General features: G+C 62.2%; 15 protein-coding genes. 8 read left to right on the top strand and 7 right to left on the bottom strand.

The window, feature by feature from the left end:
• Positions 1-65: 65 nt before the first annotated feature.
• Both NB311A_RS18095 and NB311A_RS18100 read right to left on the bottom strand, forming a co-directional pair.
• Complete coding sequence (locus tag NB311A_RS18095) at positions 66-1556, bottom strand: replicative DNA helicase (protein WP_009800113.1); 1491 nt, start codon at positions 1554-1556, stop codon at positions 66-68.
• A 228-nt stretch (positions 1557-1784) separates the two neighbouring features.
• A complete protein-coding gene (locus NB311A_RS18100) occupies positions 1785-3035 on the bottom strand; it encodes a cyclopropane-fatty-acyl-phospholipid synthase family protein (RefSeq protein WP_040675996.1) in 1251 nt (416 codons plus the stop codon).
• Positions 3036-3272: 237 nt separating this feature from the next.
• Here NB311A_RS18100 and NB311A_RS18105 point away from each other — a divergent pair, with 237 nt between their 5' ends.
• On the top strand, positions 3273-4406 hold the full coding sequence (locus NB311A_RS18105; RefSeq protein ID WP_131522937.1) for a hypothetical protein: 1134 nt from the start codon (positions 3273-3275) through the stop codon (positions 4404-4406).
• A 32-nt stretch (positions 4407-4438) separates the two neighbouring features.
• Here the strand turns inward: NB311A_RS18105 and dprA are convergent, their stop codons facing one another.
• The 4 genes from dprA to NB311A_RS18125 form a co-directional block, all read right to left on the bottom strand.
• Entirely contained in the window at positions 4439-5557 is a 1119-nt protein-coding gene (dprA, locus tag NB311A_RS18110) for a DNA-processing protein DprA (RefSeq protein ID WP_009800117.1), read from the bottom strand.
• A 188-nt stretch (positions 5558-5745) separates the two neighbouring features.
• Positions 5746-6339 (bottom strand): glycerol-3-phosphate 1-O-acyltransferase PlsY, encoded by a 594-nt coding sequence (gene plsY, locus NB311A_RS18115; protein ID WP_009800118.1) that lies wholly within the window; start codon positions 6337-6339, stop codon positions 5746-5748.
• A 108-nt stretch (positions 6340-6447) separates the two neighbouring features.
• Positions 6448-7749, bottom strand: coding sequence for a dihydroorotase (locus NB311A_RS18120; protein WP_009800119.1), 1302 nt, complete (start codon positions 7747-7749; stop codon positions 6448-6450).
• A gap of 267 nt (positions 7750-8016) precedes the next feature.
• On the bottom strand, positions 8017-8970 hold the full coding sequence (locus NB311A_RS18125; protein ID WP_009800120.1) for an aspartate carbamoyltransferase catalytic subunit: 954 nt from the start codon (positions 8968-8970) through the stop codon (positions 8017-8019).
• Between the two features lie 171 nt (positions 8971-9141).
• On the opposite strand from NB311A_RS18125, the gene NB311A_RS18130 reads away from it, so the two are divergent.
• Complete coding sequence (locus NB311A_RS18130) at positions 9142-10782, top strand: acyl-CoA dehydrogenase family protein (protein ID WP_009800121.1); 1641 nt, start codon at positions 9142-9144, stop codon at positions 10780-10782.
• A gap of 11 nt (positions 10783-10793) precedes the next feature.
• Positions 10794-11585: a CPBP family intramembrane glutamic endopeptidase gene (locus tag NB311A_RS18135; RefSeq protein WP_009800122.1), complete on the top strand. Its 792-nt coding sequence runs from the start codon at positions 10794-10796 to the stop codon at positions 11583-11585.
• On the opposite strand, the gene ruvX is transcribed toward NB311A_RS18135, so the two are convergent.
• The gene (gene ruvX / locus NB311A_RS18140) at positions 11576-12076 is read right to left on the bottom strand and encodes a Holliday junction resolvase RuvX (RefSeq protein ID WP_009800123.1); all 501 of its coding nucleotides are present in this window, start codon (positions 12074-12076) and stop codon (positions 11576-11578) included. The genes NB311A_RS18135 and ruvX overlap by 10 nt on opposite strands.
• A 285-nt stretch (positions 12077-12361) precedes the next feature.
• On the opposite strand from ruvX, the gene gatC reads away from it, so the two are divergent.
• The 5 genes from gatC (at position 12362) to NB311A_RS18165 (ending at position 16186) form a co-directional block, all read left to right on the top strand.
• Positions 12362-12649, top strand: coding sequence for an Asp-tRNA(Asn)/Glu-tRNA(Gln) amidotransferase subunit GatC (gene gatC, locus NB311A_RS18145; RefSeq protein WP_009800124.1), 288 nt, complete (start codon positions 12362-12364; stop codon positions 12647-12649).
• A gap of 15 nt (positions 12650-12664) precedes the next feature.
• Positions 12665-12871, top strand: a complete 207-nt coding sequence (locus tag NB311A_RS18150; protein WP_009800125.1) for a hypothetical protein — start codon at positions 12665-12667, stop codon at positions 12869-12871.
• On the top strand, positions 12868-14346 hold the full coding sequence (gene gatA / locus NB311A_RS18155; RefSeq protein WP_009800126.1) for an Asp-tRNA(Asn)/Glu-tRNA(Gln) amidotransferase subunit GatA: 1479 nt from the start codon (positions 12868-12870) through the stop codon (positions 14344-14346). The genes NB311A_RS18150 and gatA overlap by 4 nt, the downstream gene beginning before the upstream one ends.
• Positions 14337-14645 (top strand): hypothetical protein, encoded by a 309-nt coding sequence (locus NB311A_RS18160; RefSeq protein WP_009800127.1) that lies wholly within the window; start codon positions 14337-14339, stop codon positions 14643-14645. The genes gatA and NB311A_RS18160 overlap by 10 nt, the downstream gene beginning before the upstream one ends.
• Positions 14646-14806: 161 nt before the next feature.
• The gene (locus NB311A_RS18165; protein ID WP_009800128.1) at positions 14807-16186 is read left to right on the top strand and encodes a patatin-like phospholipase family protein; all 1380 of its coding nucleotides are present in this window, start codon (positions 14807-14809) and stop codon (positions 16184-16186) included.
• Positions 16187-16245 lie beyond the last annotated feature (59 nt).

Genomic DNA, 16245 nt, shown 5'->3' on the forward strand with positions numbered 1-16245 from the left:
CGCTTATGTTGGAGCGCGTCGTGACGGAACGAGCAGCGTCGCGAGGCGGCTGTCGAACGCGACCGCTAAATTCGCTCGGGCAGGTGGCTGTCATGTGCAAGATCGCTGAAGCGGGTGAACTGCCCCTCAAATTGCAGCTTGACCGTACCGGTCGGCCCATGGCGCTGTTTGCCGATGATGACCTCTGCAACGCCATGGGCGATGTCCATGTCGGTCTGCCATTTCTCGTGTTCGGCTGTACCTGCTTTCGGCTCCTTGCCCAGCAGGTAGTATTCCTCGCGATAGACGAACATCACGACGTCGGCGTCCTGTTCGATCGAGCCGGATTCACGAAGGTCTGAAAGTTGCGGGCGCTTGTCGTCTCGATTCTCGACCTGACGCGACAGTTGCGACAGCGCGACGATCGGGACATTCAGTTCTTTTGCCAGCGCTTTCAGGCTGGTGGTGATCTCGGTGACTTCCTGCACGCGATTGTCGCTGCGCTTGCCGCTTCCCAGCAGAAGTTGGATGTAGTCGACGATCAGCACGTCGAGCCCCTTTTGGCGCTTCAGGCGGCGGGCGCGCGCCGTCAGTTGCGAAATCGAGAGGCCGCCGGTTTCGTCGACGTAGAGCGGCAGGTGCTCCAGCTCGATGGTGTGATCACGGATCTTCTCGAAGTCGCTCTCGGTGATACCGCCGCGCCGGATATTGCTGGAGGCGATGCTGGTCTGCTCGGCGAGAATACGCGTCGCCAGTTGCTCGGCCGACATTTCGCAGGAGAAGAAACCCACGATCCCGCCGTTGACTGTCTTCATGGTGCCGTCGGGCTGAAGCTCCGACTGATGGGCCCGGGCGATGTTGTAGGCGATGTTGGTGGCGAGCGCGGTTTTGCCCATGCCCGGCCTGCCGGCAACGATGATTAAGTCTGACGGCTGCAAACCGCCCATCCGCGAGTCGAGATCCCGCAAGCCCGTCGCGATGCCGGACAGCTTGCCGTCGCGGCGATAGGCGTTGGCCGCCATGTCGAGCGCGGTTCTCATCGCCTGAGAAAATTTCTGAAAGCCGCCTTCATATCCGCCGGATTCCGCCAGTTCGTAGAGCCGGCGTTCGGCGTCCTCGATCTGCGCCCGCGGCGCGAGGTCGACCGGCGCGTCATAGGCGACGTTGACCATGTCCTCGCCGATGTGAATCAGGTCCCGGCGCAGCGCCTGCTCATAGATAGTGCGTCCGTAGTGCAGGGCGTTGATAATAGTGGTGGCTTCCGCCGCCAGACGGGCGAGGTACTGGCTGATGGTCAGGCCGCCGATGTCGGTTTCAGCGGGAACGAAAGTCTTGACTGTGACGGGCGTCGCGATCTTGCCGCTACGGATCAGGCTGCCCGCGGTCTCAAAGATGGTCCGATGCATCGGGTCGAAGAAGTGCTTCGGCTCCAGGAAATCCGAAACCCTGTAAAATGCGTCGTTGTTGACCAGAATAGCGCCGAGTAGGCCGCGCTCCGCTTCGACGTTGTGTGGCGGGGCGCGATAGGCTGGTGTGGTCGCATCAGACGCAAGCTTCAGGATGTTCGAATCAGCCATGGCTTTCGGATTCTGACCTGGATTGTTTGTGGGATACAGGGCTCGCATAAAGCGCCGCTCCGGTGGACGGCGATAGCAAGGTCCTGACCCTTATGCCCGATTCCCACATGACCTTGAATGAAACTTAAGTCGAAAAAGCAATGAACTTGACTGTCGCGGTGGCGAATCTCCGCTCGTCGAATCGCGATGATGCTCAAGCGAGACTCTGGTCTAAACGATGGTGCGTTATCACTCGCCCGCGATCTGAAGCCGTGGCCGCTGTTTTTGCTCAAGCTGGCGCAGCTTCGTTTCCCCGCGCTGGATATAGTCGCGCGTCATTGGCACGATGCCTTGCCGTTTCGTGATCTGGATCTGAAAATTCATCAGGTTCTGCTTGCGGAACGACATTTCCGACGACGCCAGATAAAATTCCCACATCCGCGCGAACCGCTCGTCGTACAGTTGTACAGCTTCCTCGCGTCGTGCCATGAAGCGCTCCCGCCACGCCTTCAGCGTCTCTGCGTAGTGCAGACGCAGGATTTCGATGTCGCAGACAAGCAGTCCCGCGTGCTCGATGGCGGGCAGGACTTCCGACAGCGCTGGAATATAGCCCCCCGGAAAGATGTACTTCGCGATCCAGGGATTGGTAATGCCCGGACCTTCGGAACGGCCGATCGAATGCAGCAGCATGACGCCGTCGGGTTCAAGCAGCTCGGCGCAGCGCCTGAAAAAGGTGTCGTAGTGGTCGACGCCGACGTGCTCGAACATCCCGACAGATACGATGCGATTGAACGATCCGGGAATATCGCGATAGTCCTGAAGCAGGAATTTCGTCGATTGCGTCAGGTTGTTTTCCGCCGCGCGGGCGTTGGACACCTGGAGCTGTTCGGTTGACAGCGTGATGCCGGTAAGGCGGGCGCCGGTCATTTCCGCGAGATACAGGCTGAGGCCGCCCCAGCCAGAGCCGATATCGAGAACCCTGTGTCCGCGTTCGAGCAGAAGCTTGGCCGCGATGTGCCGCTTCTTTGCAAGCTGGGCGTCATCCAGTGTGGTGTCCGGCTCCTCAAAATACGCGCAACTGTATTGTTTGTCCGCATCCAGGAACAGCGAATAAAGCCGCCCATCGAGGTCGTAATGGCGTGCGACATTAATTCTTGACCGCCCGCGGGGATTGAACTGATGGATGTTGCGGACGAGGTAGCGGAGCCACCACTGCAGCTTCGCCCAGCGCGGCATGATGTCGGGCTGGTCGAGGAGGATCGCCAGGAGATCAACGATTGATCCTTGTTCGACCAGCATTGTGCCATCGGTGTAGGCTTCGCCGAAGAACATTTCCGGATCGAGCAGAAGCTGGCGGGCGACTTCGTTCGTGGTCAGGCGCACCCGAACCGGTTTGCCGGTACCGTCGCCGCAGGTGAAGGTCATACCGCTCGCGGTTACGAATGTGATCGAGCCGCGCCGGACAAACTGGTTCAGAAAAAACCGTAACAAACGGTCCATCGAAACCACCATCATCACGAGGACGCGCTAACCGTCGTAACGCTGGAAGTGGCGTCCAAGTTCCATCAATAATAATGTCGCGGAAGCCGGTTCGCCAATGCTCTCACCGCAGGGCCGATATCCTGAATCGAGCCGCGGTCGTATGTTGCATCCATCTCTGCGCTTCCATTCGCAGCATAATCGGCTAAAACGTGGGCCGCCGCGGCGGCAGCGTTGTTCCGCACCCGGAGGATGAAAATGTCGAGCCGAGCGCTCAGTCTAGCGACGATGCTTGTGATCGTTGTTCTCGCGGGTGGCGTTGCCAGAGCGCAAAATCTCGAAGCGGGAAAGTCGGCGGCTCAGATATTTTCGGGGAACTGCGCCGCCTGCCACAAAGGAGTTCGCGGGCTCGTCAGGACGGTGCCGCCCGGATCGTTGCCAGGCTTTCTGCGCCAGCATTATACCACCGGGCCCACCATGGCCGGGATGCTCAGCGCCTATCTGATGTCCAGAGGTGCGACCGATCAGCGGTACCGCGTTGAGCGACCCAGGTCGCATCCAGGCGGTATGATATCCGAACCGAGACAGGCGGGGCGACGGGGCGGGAAGCCGATTCCCCAGGCTGCGCAGCCCGATCCCGCCGCGCAGAATGAAGTGCAGGCAGGCAAGGACCGGTATGGAAGGCGCATCGTTGGACCGGCCGCCGAGAGTCCCGAGACAGCAAGGCCGGCTTCGGAGGAGGCCAGCGAGCATGACAGGCGGAAGCTTCGAGACAGGAAAAAGCTTAGCAAGCAGCGAAAGCCGGCTTCGGAAGAGTCGGCGAAAGCTGGCGCCGCAGGGCAGGGCAAGTCTCCGCACGATGCTGCGACGAAGCCCGAGGCGGTGAAGATTGACGACGTAACGCCGGCCAAGGACCCAGTGTTGGAAACGGAGTCTGCCAAGGAACAGGCCGACGTGAAACAGCCTGCTCCGGAGCAAGCGCCGAAGCCGCAAGCCGTCAAGCCGGACACCCCGAAAGCTGATTCAGCCCGATCCGGGAGTGACAAGACCGGCAGAAGCAAGCCAGACGAACCTGGTGTTGACAAACTTGAAGCCAGGGAGTCCACGTCCCAAAACAGCAAGGCGGGCAGCACGTCACCTGACGCTGTGCCCACCAGTGAACCGAAAGCGGTGCCGTTGCGCGCTGATCCCGTTCCGGCGGTGACGCCTGCGCCGAAGGTTGGCGAAGCCGACGCCCGGTCGCCGTTGGAGGCGGGGAGTTCCACGCCGGCGTCAGCCTCCACCGATTCTGCGGCCGCGCCGTCGAAAAAAACTTCGCCTGAGATGGAACCGGCACCGCCTCCGTTGGAGCCTGCCGCTTCGTCCGCGCCACCACCGGCTCCCGACCGGTAACCGCCTCCCTTCGAACCGGGTCGGGCAGACGGTCAGGCCATTGATACCAGCCCGCCGCCATGGCGTTCCAGTCGTCCGGCCAGTTCCAGTTCAAGCAAGACCGTGCGCACGACGGCCGGCGGGACATCCGCCATGCGAATCAGATCGTCAGGCCCAATCGGCGCCGGACCAAGCAGGGCGACGATACGCGCACGGGCGCTTGCCGCAGGCTCGTCGGTCCAGGTGCCGCCGCGCTCCGGTTCTTCGGCGGGTAGATCGACCGGTCGTCTCATGATCGGTCGAACGGCATTGATGACGTCGGCTGCCTGGGTAATCAGAGTCGCGCCCTGCTTGATGAGATCATTTGTCCCGGCGGCGCGAGGATCGAGGGGCGAGCCCGGCACGGCGAAAACCTCGCGGCCTTGCTCGGCGGCGATCCGGGCCGTGATCAGCGAGCCGGACCGATGCGCGGCCTCGACCACGACAACCCCGATCGCCGCACCCGAGATCAGGCGGTTGCGCCGTGGGAAATCACGGGCGCGCGGCACATGTCCCATCGGCATTTCAGAAATTGCGCCGCCGTCTTCCAGTACTGCCGCCAGCAGATCTTCATGCTCCAACGGATAGATGCGGTCATGGCCGCCGGCAAGCACCGCGATGGTACCGCGTGCCACACTTGCACGATGCGCCGCCTGATCGATGCCGCGCGCCAGTCCTGATACGATGACGAAACCGGCATCGCCGAGATTATGCGCCAGCATTTGCGCGAACTTGTGACCGGCGCCGGATGCATTGCGTGAACCGACGATCGCGATCATGGGACGCTCCATGACATCGAGGTTGCCGCGAACACCAAGCAGCGGCGGTGCGTCGTCAATCGTTGCGAGGTACGGCGGATAGCCGGTCTCTCCCGGCGCCAGCAAGCTGACGCCGATCCGCCGGGCGGCGGCCAACTCGTTCCGTGCCTCGGCTTCGGCGCACAATCGGCCCGGACGCGAAGCACCGCCCCGTCGCGCCAGATCGGGCAACCGGATGAGGGCCTCACTGGCGCTGCCGAAATGGTTCACGAGCGAACGAAAGGTCCGAGGCCCGACGTTCTCGGACCGGATAAGCCGCAGCCAATCGATCCGCTGCGCTTCGTTCAGCCGCCTGTCTGGATTCCGGATGTCCACGCCTGCCCCCAAAGCTAGACCGTTTTCGAGCGAAGTGGATACCGGTTCGCGTGAAGAAAACGCATCAAAACAACAAACTGGAGCTCGCTCTTCGTAAAAAGTTGAAATGCTCCAGGTGAGCTGTGCCCAAGTTGTCGCCAGGGAGCAACCTCGGATGCGGCGTTAATCAATTTGATTCGAGAACGCCGTTACGCTTTCGCTCCAATCCGGCCTTCGCTGCCGGCGGAAAGACGCCGGATGTTCTCGCGGTGTTTGAGCCACAACAGGACGGTCAGCACCGCAAACAGCAACGCCAGCTGCGGGTGCCCGAGCCACCACAACAGCAGCGGCGTGAGAAGACTGGCGATGAGTGCCGATAGTGACGAGTAGCGTGTCGTGAACGCGACGAGCAGCCAGATTGCGCAGAAGGCGAGCGCTGCCGGCCAGCACAGGCCGAGCAGCACTCCGATATAGGTTGCGACGCCCTTGCCGCCATGGAATTTAAGCCACACCGGAAAGAGGTGACCGAGAAACGCGCCGAGTGCCGCGGCCATGGCCGCCGCGGGTCCCCATAGCAATCCTGCAAGGAACACGGCGGCAGTGCCTTTGAGCATGTCCCCGACGAGCGTTGCCGCAGCGAGTCGCTTGTGTCCGGTTCGCAGCACGTTGGTTGCGCCGATATTGCCGGAGCCGATCGAACGCAGGTCCTGCGTTCCGGCTATCCTCGTCAAAATCATCCCGAACGGAACTGAGCCGAACAGGTAGCCGAAGACGAAGGCGATCACGGTAATGATGGAAGACATCGTGAGGGGCTCCGGGCGTCACTTCGCAGATGTAAACCATATATCGACGCCATCGCGCCATGGCAGACATATCAAAACAAAGAATGAGGGGGCGCTGCCGCTGCGGCGTCAGACGTGCTCGAAAACCGTGCGCCCGCCGACGATGGTGCGGACGACTCGACCCGAGAAGCGGGATTCGTCGAACGGCGTATTCTTGCATTGCGATTTGAGATCTGCGGGATCGAGAATCCAGGGGACGTCAGGATCGATCACGATCACATCGGCAGGCGCGCCCGGTCGTAACGATCCGCCCGGTAGACCGAGCAACTCTGCGGGCCGCGTCGACATGGCCCGGATCAAGGTCTTGAAATCGAGTTCCTGATTGTGCACGAGCCGCAGCGCCGCCGTCAGCATAGTCTCCAATCCGATCGCGCCGGCCACAGCTTCCGCGAACGGCAGGCGCTTGGTTTCCACGTCCTGCGGATTGTGGTCGGACATCACCACATCGATCAGGCCCGACGCCAGCGCTGCGATCATTGCGCGGCGATCGTCCTCGCTACGCAGCGGCGGCGACAACTTCAGAAACGTGCGGTACGGACCGATATCGTTTTCATTCAGTGTCAGATGATTGATCGACGCGGACGCGGTGACCTGAAGTCCGGCGTCCCGCGCTCGCATGAGGATATCGAGCGATTCCGTACAGGTCAGCGACGCCGCGTGGTAGCGGCCGCCGGTGAGTCCGACGAGCCGCATGTCGCGCTCCAGAATCACCGCTTCCGCCGCCGTCGGAACGCCTGTCAATCCGAGACGGGAGGACAGTTCGCCCTCGTTCATGACGCCTTCGCCGACCAGATGGATATCTTCTGTATGGTGGACGATCAGAGCGTCGAAATCGCGGGCATAGGTGAGGGCGCGGCGCATCACTTGCGCGTTCATCACGGAGCGAGCCCCATCGGTGAATGCAACCGCGCCTGCCTCCTTCAAGAGGCCGATCTCGGTCATTTCCTTGCCGGCAAGACCCTTGGTCAGCGCCGCCATCGGATGAATGTTGACGATCGCGGTATCCCGCGCGCGGCGCAGCACGAAATCGACGGTTGTGGAATTGTCGATCACCGGCGAGGTGTCGGGCTGGCAGACAATGGTGGTGATCCCGCCTGCGGCGGCGGCGTGACTTGCGGATGCAAAGGTTTCGCGATGACCGGCGCCCGGCTCGCCGACGAACGCCCGTATGTCGATCAGCCCTGGCGCGACGATCTTGTCGGCACAGTTGATGATGTCAGTGCCTTCGGGCACGCCCGTCGCGCCGATGCCGCTGCGCGCGTCACGAATGACTCCGTCGGCGATGAGTACATCCCCGGGGGCGTCGAGATCGCGCGCGGGGTCGACGATGCGAGCGTTGGCGAGCAGGACGGGGCGGTGACTGCTCAGCATGACGTCGCACTCGCTTTGCTCAACGAGTCGAGCGTCCTCCTCGACGAGTCGAAGCCGCCGTGACTATGCCCTCTCCCCTTGCGGGAGAGGGCGGCGGGTCCGCTGAACGGAACGGGAGGGGTGAGGGGGCCGTACCCCTCACCCGTTTCCATGCGTTGAGAATCCGAGCAGCCCTCTCCCGCAAGGGGAGAGGGCATAAAAACCCGCGCCGCATACGACGAATGTGGAATGATGGGTCTCAGAACCACGGTTTGGAATTTGGTCGCGCTACGCATTCGGCAGGTTCCTCGCCAGCGCCTCCAGCACAGCCATCCGCACCGCTACGCCCATTTCCACCTGTTCGCGGATCAGCGACTGCGTGCCGTCCGCAACGATCGAGTCAATCTCGACTCCGCGATTCATCGGTCCCGGATGCATGACCAGCGCGTCAGGCTTGGCGTAGGCGAGCTTTTTCTGGTCGAGGCCGAAATAGTGGAAATATTCGGAGCTCGACGGCACGAACGAGCCGCTCATCCGCTCGCGTTGCAGGCGCAGCATCATCACGATATCCGCGCCGTCCAGCCCCTCGCGCATATCGCGGGCGATCTCGACGCCCATGCGTTCAATGCCCGGCGGCAGCAGCGTGGAGGGCGCAACGACGCGGACGCGCGCGCCCATGGCGTTGAGCAGGATGATGTTGGAGCGCGCGACGCGTGAGTGGAGCACGTCGCCACAAATCGCGACCAGAAGTCCCTCCAGTCGTCCTTTGTTTCGGCGGATGGTTAAAGCGTCCAACAGCGCCTGGGTCGGATGTTCGTGAGCGCCATCGCCGGCATTGATGACGGAGCCGTCGACCTTGCGCGCCAGAAGCTCCACCGCGCCGGAAGCTGAGTGACGCATCACCAGGATGTCCGGATGCATGGCATTGAGCGTCATCGCGGTATCGACCAGCGTCTCGCCCTTGCGGGTCGATAACGACGATACCGACATGTTCATCACGTCGGCGCCGAGCCGCTTGCCGGCGATCTCGAATGACGATTGGGTGCGGGTCGAAGCCTCGAAAAACAGATTGATTTGGGTGCGCCCGCGCAAGGAGGTGCGTTTCTTGTCCACCTGGCGGTTCAGCTCGACGTATTCTTCGGAAAGGTCGAGGAGGCCGGTAATGTCGGCGACGGAAAGGCCCTCGATGCCCAGCAGATGCCGGTGTCCAAGGACAAAACTCGATTTGGCTGACGATGTCATTAAAGCCAGAGCTATAGGCAGAGTTTCCCCGTCGAGCAAGGCCGAACAGCCTGCAGGTGGGTTTTCCCCCGCCGAAGTGGAACTCACGGTAAACGAAGGCAGACGTCGGGGTGAACTCGCCGCGGTTCCGGCATAGAGTGGTATAGGTATCAGTGCTGGCGGAGGTGGTTCATGACGCAACCATTCAGGACGCACGAGGTCTTCAACCAGTCACCTCCGTTCGAGGATGTCGATCTGTTTACGCTCGACCGGCCGCTGGCGGAGGCGGTGGCGGCGAACGGCGGAGCCGCCGCCCGCGATGAAATGGAGGCGTTCGGAAAGCACTGGGGTTCAACGGCGATGGCGGCGCGCGGTCGTCTCGCCAACGAGAACCCGCCGAAGCTGCGGTTGTTCGATGCGCGCGGTAACCGGCGCGACGAGGTCGAATTCCATCCGGCCTATCATGAACTGATGGCGAACAGCGCTCGTGCCAGCCTACACAATTCCACTTGGACGGCCGACGGTAAACCCGCGGCCGGTGCGGCGGAAGTGGTGCGGGCGGCAAAATTCTACATGGCTGCGCAGGTCGAGACCGGACATCTTTGCCCGATCACCATGACCCGCGCCTCGGTAGCGACGCTCGCGGTGCAGCCGGATCTGCTGGCGGAGGCGATGCCGGTAATCGCAACCTGCAGCTATGACCCGTCGTTCGCGCCGTGGCGGACCAAGCGCGGCATGACGCTCGGCATGGGCATGACCGAGAGGCAGGGCGGCACCGACGTCCGCGCCAACCAGACCCGCGCCGTGCGGGATGGCGACGCCTATCGTATCACCGGCCACAAATGGTTCATGTCCGCGCCGATGTGTGATGCGTTTCTGGTGCTGGCGCAGGCCGATGGCGGACTGACATGCTTCTTCATGCCGCGCTTTCGTCCGGACGGCTCGGTCAACACGATCCATCTCCAGCGACTGAAGGACAAACTCGGCAATCGCTCCAACGCCTCGTCCGAAGTGCAATTCATCGAAGCCTATGCCCGGCGTGTCGGTGAAGAAGGCAAGGGCATTCGCACCATCATCCAGATGGTGCAGTTAACAAGGCAGGATTGCGCCATCGCCTCTGTCGGCCTGATGCGCTCGGGGCTGGCGCATGCGCTGCATCACGCACGTCATCGCAGCGTGTTTCAGAAACGTCTGGTCGATCAGCCCTTGATGCAGGCGGTTCTTGCCGATATGGCGCTGCATGTGGACGCGTCGCTGGCATTGGTGATGCGGTTGTGTCGCGCCTTCGATGAAGCTTCGTCCGACCCTAAAGCGGCGACTTGGATGCGGCTTTTGACGCCCGCGGTAAAATACTGGATCTGCAAAAGCTCGCCGGGCTTTCTATCTGAAGCGATGGAGTGCCTTGGAGGAAACGGCTATGTCGAGGAGAATGTTCTGCCTCGTCACTATCGCGAGGCGCCGGTTAACGCGATCTGGGAAGGCTCCGGCAACGTGATGTGCCTCGACGTGCTGCGGGCGCTGGCTCGCGAAGGAGAGGCGGCTGTCGCCGTGCTCGAAGATTTCGTGGTGGATACCATGGGTCTGCCCGGCGCGGCCGAAGCGGTGGCATTTCTTGCCAAGACATTCCGCCGGCCTGACGGGGAGCGCGTCGCGCGCCAGGCGGTGGAGACGCTCGCGCAACTGGCCGCAGCAGCGGCGCTCAACCGGACCGCGCCCGATCAGGCAGCGTTATTCGCGGCCACGCGTTTTGGCGGTACGCACGGACGCATGTTCGGGACGGCAGAATTGTCCGCCGCCCAGAGCCGCGATCTGCTCGAGCGGGCGCTGCCGTAAGGGGGTGGGAAATGCCGACCAGAGTGACCGCAATCGGAAGTGATCCTTTAACGCCGCCGCCGTTGGCTCCTTCGCCGCGCGTGCCGCGCGCCTGGAAATTTTTCGGCACCAGTCTGTGGGGGATCGTGGTGTTCGCCGCGATGTTTGCGGGGCAGCTATCCGTTCTTGCTTATTTCCTGATCACTGATGACTCGCCGTTCAGTTTTGACAAGGTCGCGGAACAGGCTGAAAGCGGTCTGACGGTCGCGCTGTCGGTGGTCATGGGACTGCCCGCGGTTCTGCTCGCATTGTGGATCGCGATCCGGCTGTCGGGAGTGCCGTTTTCAGACTATCTCGCGCTGCGCTGGACCTCGTGGCGATACCTGCTGCTCGGTATCGTCGCCATGGTCGTGCTCGTCCTCGGCTGGGAGGGGGTATCCAATGCGGTGGGACACGAAAGCTCGGCTGCGTTCATGGTCGATGTGGCAAAATCGGCCCGCGCCGATGGCGCGCTGTGGCTTCTGGTGATTTCATTTTGCGTTGTGGCTCCGTTCAGCGAGGAACTCCTGACGCGCGGATTCCTGTATCGGGGCTGGTCGGAGTCGTTTTTGCGCCCCGCGGGCGCGATCTTGCTGTCATCGGTGGTATGGACCGCGATGCACCTTCAATACGACTGGTTCTTCTTCGGGCAGATCTTTTCCATCGGGTTGCTGTTCGGTTACCTCCGCTATCTCAGCGGCTCGATCTGGCCGACCGTGATTCTGCATGGCCTCAACAACCTCGCGGCGACGCTGCAGACGTTATGGCTCGCCAATCAGCCGTGATCACCGGGTCCTGACGATCGCCGCTGTGCCGCAAGCCGGTCCAACGCGCCCTGCAGAATGAAGATCGCGGCGTGTTCGTCGATGACCCTGGCGCGCCTTGCGCGGCTCATGTCCAGTCCGATCAACTCGCGCTCGACGGCCGCCGTCGAGAGCCGCTCGTCCCATAGCCCGATTGCGAGATCGGTGAGCCTGGCCAGATTGCGCGCAAAAGCACGAGTCGACTGCGCACGCGGTCCTTCACTGCCGTCCATGTTGATCGGTAATCCAAGAATGAAACCTTTCGCATGACGTTCGCCTGCAATGGCGAGAAGCCGCGCGGCATCCGCCGTGAACGCCTTGCGACGAATGGTTTCCACGCCGGTGGCGAGGCGCCGATCCGGATCGGACACCGCGACGCCAATGGTCCTGGTGCCGAGGTCGAGTCCGACAAGCGCTCCGCGCTCAGGCCAGTGCGCGGCGGCTTCGATCAAGGGGAGGACGGGGGCAGGCATGGGGACCGCATATCATGTCATGCGCAGGATCGGCAGGGCAAAAGGGGCCACGGAGCCCGCTTGCGCCCTTCGCAATCATGAATGGTTGCGGCGCGAAAGCCGGGTCTGCTATAGAAGTCTTTCATCGTTCACGGAAACGGTGAAAGACTCAATCTCTTTGATTTGACGCGTTCTTTGATTTGACGCGTTTTCTTCACGCGAACCGGTATCCACTTCTCTCGAAAACGCTATAACGTTTGTCAGGCGGCAACAACTTACAACAGACGCCTGCGGGGGGCTTACAATATGTCCGTCGATGCCGCTACCGTCCGCCGCATCGCGCATCTCGCGCGCATAGCGGTCGATGACGCCGAGGTTCCCCATCTGCAGGGTGAACTGAATGCGATCCTGGCCTTCGTTGAGCAGTTGCAGGAAGTGAATGTCGACGGTGTCGAGCCGATGACGTCGGTGACGCCGATGGCGATGAAAATGCGGCCCGACGCGGTGAATGACGGCGAGATCGCTGATAAGATCGTCGCCAACGCGCCGGTGACTCATGACCACTTCTTTCTGGTGCCGAAGGTTGTCGAATAACCTGGTTTTGATTTGATGTGCCTGCTCTGCGGCGATGAAACGGCCTATCGGGCCTATATGGATTACCTTGACGCCATGGAACGCCAGGGCCGGACAGCCGATCCCGATGAGGCGATGAACGCCGTTCTCGACAGACTTCAGGCCACCGATATGGCGCCTGCCGATGACCCCCGGAACGACAGGACGCTGTCGCCCTTTTTTTGCAGCGCGGTTGATAAATGACGAACCTGACTTCGCTCACGCTGGCCGAGGCTCGTGACGGTCTCGCGCGCAAATCGTTCACCTCGCTCGAACTGGCCGACGCGCATCTTGCGGCGATGGAGCGGGCCCGCGTCTTGAACGCTTATGTGCTGGAGACGCCGGAGCGGGCAAGGGAGATGGCGCGCCAAGCTGATGAGCGGATTGCCAAAGGCGAGGGCGGACCGCTCAATGGCCTTCCGCTCGGCGTGAAGGATCTGTTTGCGACGGAAGGCACGCGGACCACCGCGTGTTCGCGAATCCTCGATGATTTCAAGCCGCCTTATGAATCCACGGTGACGTCGCAACTCTTCACGCGCGACGGCGCCGTGATGCTCGGCAAGCTCAACAATGATGAATTCGCGATGGGGTCGTCGAACGAGACCTCCTGCTTCGGTCCGGTGGTCAATCCGTGGCGGCGGCAAGGCTCCGACGTGAAACTGGTGCCCGGCGGATCATCCGGCGGATCGGCTTCGGCGGTGGCTGCCGGATTGTGTCTCGGCGCAACCGCGACCGATACCGGCGGATCAATCCGCCAGCCCGCAGCCTTCACAGGCACGGTCGGCCTCAAGCCCACCTACGGGCGCTGCTCCCGATGGGGCATCGTCGCGTTTGCGTCGTCGCTCGATCAGGCGGGGCCTATCACGCGCACCGTGCGCGATGCGGCGATCCTGATGCGCTCGATGGCCGGTCATGACCCAAGGGATACGACTTCGGTGGATCGTGCCGTGCCCGACTATGAAGCCGCGGTCGGCAAATCCGTGAAGGGAATGAAGATCGGCCTTCCCAGGGAGTACCGGCTGGAGGGGATGCCCGCTGAAATCGAGAAGCTGTGGTCGCAGGGTGCCGAATGGTTGAAAGCCGCGGGCGCCGAACTGGTGGAGGTGTCGCTGCCCCACACGAAATACGCGCTGCCCGCTTACTACATCGTCGCACCGGCCGAGGCCTCCTCAAACCTCGCGCGCTACGATGGCGTCCGTTACGGCGCCCGTGCCGGAGGTAGCAATATCGTCGAAATGTATGAAAATACGCGCGCGAAAGGTTTTGGTGCGGAAGTCCGCCGTCGCATCATGATCGGAACCTACGTTTTGTCAGCAGGTTATTACGACGCCTATTACCTGCGCGCACAAAAGGTTCGTACCTTGATCAAAAAGGATTTCGAGGATTGCTATGATGCGGGGGTCGACGCGATCCTGACGCCGGCGACGCCGTCCGCTGCTTTCGGCATCGGCCAGAAGGTTGGTGGAAATCCGATCGAGATGTACTTGAACGATATCTTCACCGTGACGGCGAATATGGCGGGCTTGCCGGGCATTGCCGTGCCTGCGGGCAAGGATTCCCAGGGACTTCCGCTCGGACTGCAATTGATCGGCCGTCCGTTCGACGAGGAGACGCTCATTTCGCTCGGCGAGGTCATCGAACTGGCCGCTGGACGCTTTACACCGGAGGTGTGGTGGTGACGCCGGATGCTTTCAAAGCCAGCTTAACGAACGCCGAACCGCCGCCGGGCGTTTCGGTTCCGCTCGAGGCGCTATGGTGGGCCGCCAAGGGCGACTGGAACAAGGCGCACGTCATCGTGCAGCCGGTGGTGGGGCCGGAGGCAGCGTGGGTGCATGCCTATCTCCATCGGCTCGATGGCCGCGAGATCGGCAACGCCGCTTACTGGTATCGCCGCGCCGACAAGCCGTTTGGAAAAGGCTCGTCCGAGGACGAGTGGAGCCAGATCGTCGCGGAATTGCTGGGAGGCGGCAACGGCTAGCCGAGTTTGGCGGTGCGGCTGCCCGCCGACTTGATCGCCGCTCAATATGCTGAGCCGGCCCCCGCATTGACCGCGACGGAAGATATGCCGTCGAGACGGATTGCCATTCACCGTGCCGCGAACCATAGTCGGCGCGCGATTGGCGGGGCGACTTCACGATCATGCGTTCAGCATTTGCTGTCATCGGACTGTGCGCGGTGCTGCTTGGTTGCGCGTCGATCCAGAATGCGCCTGTCAACCAGCCGGGCAGCAGCGCCGATCTTGTGGGCCAACTGCATGAAAACTTCGAAGAGCGCGCCGCCACCGACGACGATCTGGTAGCGCTGTCATTCTCGGGCGGCGGTACGCGCGCGGCTGCCTTTTCCTTCGGTGTGCTGGAAGAACTGGCGCAGACGCCGGTGCGCGGTGGCGGCGCATCCATGATCGATCGTATCGATTTCATTTCCGGGGTGTCCGGAGGGTCGGTGACCGCGGCCTATTTCGGATTGCGCAAACGTGCGGCCCTTGCCGACTTCCGCGAACGGTTTTTGCTCCGTAATGCCGAGGAGGGACTTCAAACCGATCTGAACCTTGCTACGCTTGGCAGAGCGTTCGCCGGAGGCATCAACGACTCCAGCGGGTTGCCGCGTTGGCTCGATGCCAACCTGTTTCATGGCGCGACCTTCGCTGATCTGCGAAAGACGGTGCGCCCGCGGGTGTGGATCAGCGCCTCCGACATCTACAATCGCACGCCCTTTGTCTTTGGCGCGACCGCGTTCAGCGCGATGTGCAGCGACCTCGCGTCGTACCCGCTGGCAAATGCGGTGGCGGCGTCGGCGGCGGTGCCTGTCGCGTTCGCGCCGGTGGTGATTCAGACATTTCCGGGTCGATGCAAGGATCCGCTGCCTGCCTGGATCGTGAGGGCGCGCGACAATCGCAATGCGCCGCCGATGCTGAGCGCCTTTGCGAAAGCCATCAGCCGCTATCATGACGGCGAAATTCCCTACATCAAACTGCTCGATGGCGGTCTGGTCGACAACTACGGCTTGTCCGGTTTCACCATTGCGCTGTTGTCGGCGCGTGCGCCCTATGAACCGCTGTCACCCGAGCAGGCCGTCAAAATCCGGCGCGGACTGTTTGTGGTCGTGGATGCCAAGACCGGTGTTTCAGGCAACTGGATCAATACCATTGAAGGTCCGAGCGGGGCCGACCTGGTCAAGGCGGCGGCGAGTACCGCGATCGATGCCAGCGTCGGCGCGGGTTACACGGCCTTCGAGCGCACCATGGGTGACTGGCAGGCGGGGCTGGTCCGTTGGCGCTGCGGCCTGTCGGCGGCCGAGCGCGTTCGTTACGGGGCGCGTCCGGGTTGGAATTGTCGCGATCTGAAATTTTTCGTAGGCCGGGTCGGCTTCGATCAACTCGATCCCGCGCGCGCCGCTCGTCTCAAAACCGTTCCGACCCGATTCCACCTGCCGCCGCAGCAGGTGGACGAGGTCATCGCGGCGGGCCGGGACGCATTGCGGGCAAGCTCCGCGTTTCGCGCGTTTGCCGGGCGCATGTAAACAAGCGTAGACCGCGCAGGTAAACACATAAGGAGAGGGTTTCCCAATCCTGAGCCCCG

Source organism: Nitrobacter sp. Nb-311A, from assembly GCF_000152905.1.
Lineage (GTDB): Bacteria > Pseudomonadota > Alphaproteobacteria > Rhizobiales > Xanthobacteraceae > Nitrobacter.